The organism is Mesorhizobium sp. (assembly GCF_004962925.1).
In the GTDB taxonomy this organism is placed as follows: Bacteria; Pseudomonadota; Alphaproteobacteria; order Rhizobiales; family Rhizobiaceae; genus Mesorhizobium.
In genome coordinates, this window is sequence record NZ_SUEO01000336.1 from 1 (window position 1) to 4,357 (window position 4,357).

At 63.6% G+C, this 4,357-nt stretch carries 5 protein-coding genes and 1 pseudogene; 2 read left to right on the forward strand and 4 right to left on the reverse strand.

From position 1 onward, the window contains the following. The coding region (locus E5W87_RS34280; protein WP_292408024.1) for a LysR family transcriptional regulator at nucleotides 1–289 on the reverse strand (289 nt) is incomplete at its 3' end. 158 nt (nucleotides 290–447) lie between these two features. On the opposite strand from E5W87_RS34280, the gene E5W87_RS34285 reads away from it, so the two are divergent. Continuing rightward, a complete protein-coding gene (locus E5W87_RS34285; protein ID WP_292408027.1) occupies nucleotides 448–1,344 on the forward strand; it encodes an MBL fold metallo-hydrolase in 897 nt (298 codons plus the stop codon). 174 nt (nucleotides 1,345–1,518) lie between these two features. Here the strand turns inward: E5W87_RS34285 and E5W87_RS34290 are convergent, their stop codons facing one another. After that, nucleotides 1,519–2,337 (reverse strand): phosphosulfolactate synthase, encoded by an 819-nt coding sequence (locus E5W87_RS34290; RefSeq protein WP_292408030.1) that lies wholly within the window; start codon nucleotides 2,335–2,337, stop codon nucleotides 1,519–1,521. Between the two features lie 117 nt (nucleotides 2,338–2,454). Here E5W87_RS34290 and E5W87_RS34295 point away from each other — a divergent pair, with 117 nt between their 5' ends. Next, complete coding sequence (locus E5W87_RS34295) at nucleotides 2,455–3,585, forward strand: CapA family protein (protein WP_292408033.1); 1,131 nt, start codon at nucleotides 2,455–2,457, stop codon at nucleotides 3,583–3,585. Nucleotides 3,586–3,604: 19 nt separating this feature from the next. On the opposite strand, the gene E5W87_RS34300 is transcribed toward E5W87_RS34295, so the two are convergent. Together E5W87_RS34300 and E5W87_RS34305 are read right to left on the reverse strand one after the other, a co-directional pair. Continuing rightward, on the reverse strand, nucleotides 3,605–4,039 hold the full coding sequence (locus E5W87_RS34300) for a cytochrome C (protein ID WP_292408036.1): 435 nt from the start codon (nucleotides 4,037–4,039) through the stop codon (nucleotides 3,605–3,607). 78 nt (nucleotides 4,040–4,117) lie between these two features. Beyond that, nucleotides 4,118–4,357: pseudogene (locus E5W87_RS34305) on the reverse strand (hypothetical protein); the annotation flags it as partial.

A 4,357-nucleotide genomic window follows, 5' to 3' on the forward strand; every position in this document is an offset into this window, starting at 1 on the left:
CGGTGATGCGCAGCGTGCCGGTCGGCTCGGTAGCCGCCTGCGCAAGTTCGTCGAAGGCATCCTCGGCCTGCTGCAGGACCAGCAGGCAGCGGGCATGGAATGTCCGGCCGGCCTCGGTCGGATGGACCCGCCGCGTCGTGCGGATCAGCAGCGTCGTTCCGACGTCGCGCTCCAGCCGCGCTACCTGCTGGCTGACGACCGCCTTGGTGATGCCGAGCCGCTCGGCGGCCCGCGTGAAGGAGCCGGCATCGACCACCGCGGCGAAATAGGCCAGCCGGTTCAGGTTCATGCGCGGCTCATGGCAAATGCGACCTCATTGTCAGGCAATGGCATACATTACGTCTATTTTGTTGGCCTTCAATACGCATTCCGACTTTGCCATCTTCCTGGGATCGAGGCTGCGCGGGAGCCGCCCGAATTCCGCATTCCAAGCCCCAGGAGACAATCATGTTCACACGGAGAGCCATCATGAAAACCACCTTCGCCGCCGGCGCCGCTGCAGTCTTTGCTCCCGCCGGGCTTGGCCATGCAGCCGCGACGCTTTCCTGGAAACATTTTCCTGCCGGCGAAAACGGCTTCTTTCGCGCCCCCGTGCTGATCACCGGCGCCTCCGAGGCGCTGCTGATCGATGGCGGTTTCACCTACTCTGACGGCCGGGCCGTGGCCGAAGCGATCAAGGCGACGGGCAAGACGCTCACCACCATCTATGTCAGCCAGTCCGACCCGGACTATTATTTCGGCCTCAAGCCGATCAAGGAGACTTTCCCGCAGGCACGGGTGATCGCCGCAACCGAGACGGTGGCCGCCATCAACGGCAGCGTCGATAAGAAAATCGCCGTTTGGGGACCGCAGCTCAAGGAGAACGGCCCGCAGGCGCTCGCCGATGTCGTCATCCCCGAAGTGTTCGACGGCAAGACGCTCACCGTCGATGGCGAGACCGTCGAGATCGTCAATGCGGAAGGCCTCGCCAACCGGCGCTATCTCTCGGTGCCGTCGCTGAATGCGGTGTTCGGCGGGGTGATGATTTTTTCCGGCGTGCATGTCTGGACCGCCGACACGTCGAGCAAGGAACAGCGCGCCGCCTGGCTCGCCAATCTCGAAAAGATCGCTGCCGCCAAGCCTGAAATCGTCGTGCCCGGCCACATGACGCCGCAGGCCGCCACGGACCTTTCGGGCGTCGAGCATACCAAGGCCTATCTCATTGCCTTCGAGGAAGAACTGGCCAAGGCCAAGGACGCGGCCGCGCTCAAGGGCGCCATGGAAGCCCGCTTCCCCAACCTCGGCATGGGCGTCGCGCTCGACATCGGCTCCAAGGTTGCCACCGGCGAGATGAAGTGGGGCTGAGGGCGGCATCGGGGCGAATGACCCGTCACAGCCAAGCCATTGGACTGATTTCTCGTTGGAAATGAAATGCTGAAACCGGACGTTGGCGATCCTTCCCACCCCCCTCTGTCCTGCCGGACATCTCCCCCGCAAGGGGGGGAGATCGGACGTCGCTTTGGCTTTCGCCAATCGCCCCTACACAACATTCTGAATCCGTCCCCAGGTGCTCTTGGTTCCCCAGATGCCGGAGCGTAGCGCTTCGAGCTGCACAATCTGGCTGTGGTCAACGAACAGATTGATCTCGTTGCCGTAGTTCTTGACGTACCACTCGAAGACCGCCGGGTCCGCGGCTTCGAACATCACCGCTTCCAGCCCGAGCTCGTTGATGATGCGGGCCACCACGTCGGTGCGCCAGGACGTCACGTTTTCGGTGATCCCTTCACTCTCGATCATGATGATGTCGGCGCCGGCATCGAGGGCACGTCGGGCCTGTGCGACCAGCCAGCCGACATCCCTGGTGCCTTCGGCTTCGAGCTCCTTGGCCGATGTGTCGCCACCGGCCCCGAACTGGATTCCGAGCTCCGGCTTGGCCTTGAGCCCGGCCTTTTTCACGGTTTCGACCAGGCGCAGCAGCGCTTCCGTGGGCAGGCTGATGAAGCCCGTGGAGATCTCGATCATGTCGAACCCCAGCGCCTTGGCTTCTTCGATGTAGCGGTCGACGGCGTCGGGGCCGAAGCGGAGGACATTCTCGATCCAGCCGCCGGTCGAGACATAGGCATCGTGATCATGCGCCAGTCTGTTGATGGATTTCACCGCTTCGGGCGGCATCAGGGCGAATGATCCGCCGGCAAACTTGATGCCGTCGATCCAGTTGCCCATGATTTCCAGGACGTCGGCCAGATGGCGCGGCCCATAGGCGCTGTAGTAGGGCCCGCGAATCTCGGTCAGGCCGGTCTTGCGCGGCTTGGCCGAGCGTGCGGCGCGCGGGATGAAGGAGAAGGCTGTGTCGGGCATTTCTGGCCTCGGCGGTCGGTTCTCCTGCGTTAACGATTTGGCCCGCGATCCGATCCCGCGCAAATTGGGCTGGAACCCTTGGCGTCACTGGTTGTTGGCGGGGGAAGGAGGTCTGGGATGCCGCAGATCGCAAACAATGCCGCCGGACGGCCGGTCCGAAGCAGCGCAAAGCTGTTCCTATGCGGCGACGTGATGCTCGGGCGTGGGATCGACCAGATCTTCGCCAATCCGTGCGATCCGCACCTCGCCGAGCGCTATGTCAAATCGGCGACGACCTATGTCGAGCTTGCCGAACGCATTAATGGCCCGATCCCGAGAAAGGTCGACGATGCGTATGTCTGGGGCGATGCGCTCGCCGAATTGGACCGTGAAGCGCCCGACGCGCGGATCATCAATCTCGAGACTAGCATTACCACCAGCCTGTCCTTGGCGCCCAAGGGGATCAATTACAAGATGAACCCCGCCAACATCGGCTGCCTGGCGGCGGCGCGGGTAGACTGCTGCGTGCTCGCCAACAACCACGTGCTCGACTGGGGTGAGCCTGGCCTCGTCGAAACCCTCGATACGCTCCGGCATGCCGGCCTCGCCTATGCCGGGGCCGGCCTTGACGCGGACGAGGCGGCGGCGCCTGCCGTCATCGAACTGGCCGGCGGCGGCCGCGTGCTCGTCTTCGGCTTTGCGCTCGAGACGAGCGGCGTTCCGCCTTCATGGGCAGCCGGAGCCTACAAGCCAGGGGTCAACCTGCTGGCCTCGGCCCGGTCGCTCGCGCAGATCGCCCGATCCGTGGAGGCCATAAAACAGCCTGGCGACCTCGCGGTGGCCTCGATCCACTGGGGCGGCAACTGGGGCTACCAAGTCCCCGCGGAAGAACGCGCGCTTGGCCATGCTCTCATTGATGTTGCAGGTTTCGACGTCGTGCATGGGCACTCCTCGCACCATCCCAAGCCGATCGAAATCCATAACGGCCGGCTGATCCTCTATGGATGCGGCGACTTCCTCACCGACTATGAAGGAATAACCGGCTACGAAACCTTTCGCGGTGAGCTTGCGCTGATGTACCTGCCGCGGTTCGCATTACCGGACGGTACGCTTGTTTCGCTCGACGTCGTGCCGTTCCAGCTCGCCAAGTTCCGGCTAAACCGCGCCTTGCCCGAAGATGCCGCCTGGCTCGCTGCCATGCTTGAGCGCGAGTGCTCGCCTTTCGGCACTCATGTGGCGCTCGAGAACCGTCTCGCTGTCGTCTGGTGAAGCTGGCAGCCTGCGATACTTAGGGTTCAAGCCTCTCAGGTCGTCCTCGGCCGAGCGCACCGTCGGCGCGGGCCTGCAGATAGGCGTAGATGTCGTCGATGTAAGGAGCGACGTTGGGGTCGTCGGCGAAGCCCTGCATGACCGAAGGGCCGATGCGCACGCCGCCGCGAACGTTGCTGCGGAAGACCTCGATGTCGGGCAGCCGGTCGACAAGGGCCGAGGCGAACGTCGAGCCCATGCCGTCGGGGCCGTGGCAGTGATTGCAGCTGCCATGGTAGCGACGGAAGCCGTTGTAGGTTCGCGCATCGACCTTGCCGCCGACAATTCCGTAGAACTTGCCCGCGGCCAGCACAGCTTGCGAAGACGCGCCGAAGCCAGCGGCGACGGTCAAGACGACGACAGACGGGAGGACGAGCCATGGAGACAACGTCTGTCGGCCATGCTGCAGGCTCATCCAGCACCGCCGCAACGCGCATGCCCCCGGATCACGCGACCTTGGATCACTCGATCCCCTCAATCACTCGACCTTGGATCAGTCGACGGCGAGCTTCGGAGAAGAAACCACGATCCCGTCTATTGGCTGCGGGCTGACAACAAGCTTGCCGCCAACACGCGATATCTCGATGATCTGGTCCGACTCGCCCAGCTTGCCCGGTACCGAGAGCGCGACTATCTGGTTCTCGGTCAGTGTCGCGACGAAACGAACGGGCAAGCCAGCCTCGCCCTGAGCGATTGTAGTGACCACCCGATAGCCATCCTCCTGCGGCGTGTA

Excerpts from the sequence above, each read along its gene's own strand:
- E5W87_RS34285 (WP_292408027.1), top strand. The coding sequence starts at position 448 with ATGTTCACACGGAGAGCCATCATGAAAACCACCTTCGCCGCCGGCGCC.
- E5W87_RS34290 (WP_292408030.1), bottom strand. The coding sequence starts at position 2,337 with ATGCCCGACACAGCCTTCTCCTTCATCCCGCGCGCCGCACGCTCGGCC.
- E5W87_RS34295 (WP_292408033.1), top strand. The coding sequence starts at position 2,455 with ATGCCGCAGATCGCAAACAATGCCGCCGGACGGCCGGTCCGAAGCAGC.
- E5W87_RS34300 (WP_292408036.1), bottom strand. The coding sequence starts at position 4,039 with ATGAGCCTGCAGCATGGCCGACAGACGTTGTCTCCATGGCTCGTCCTC.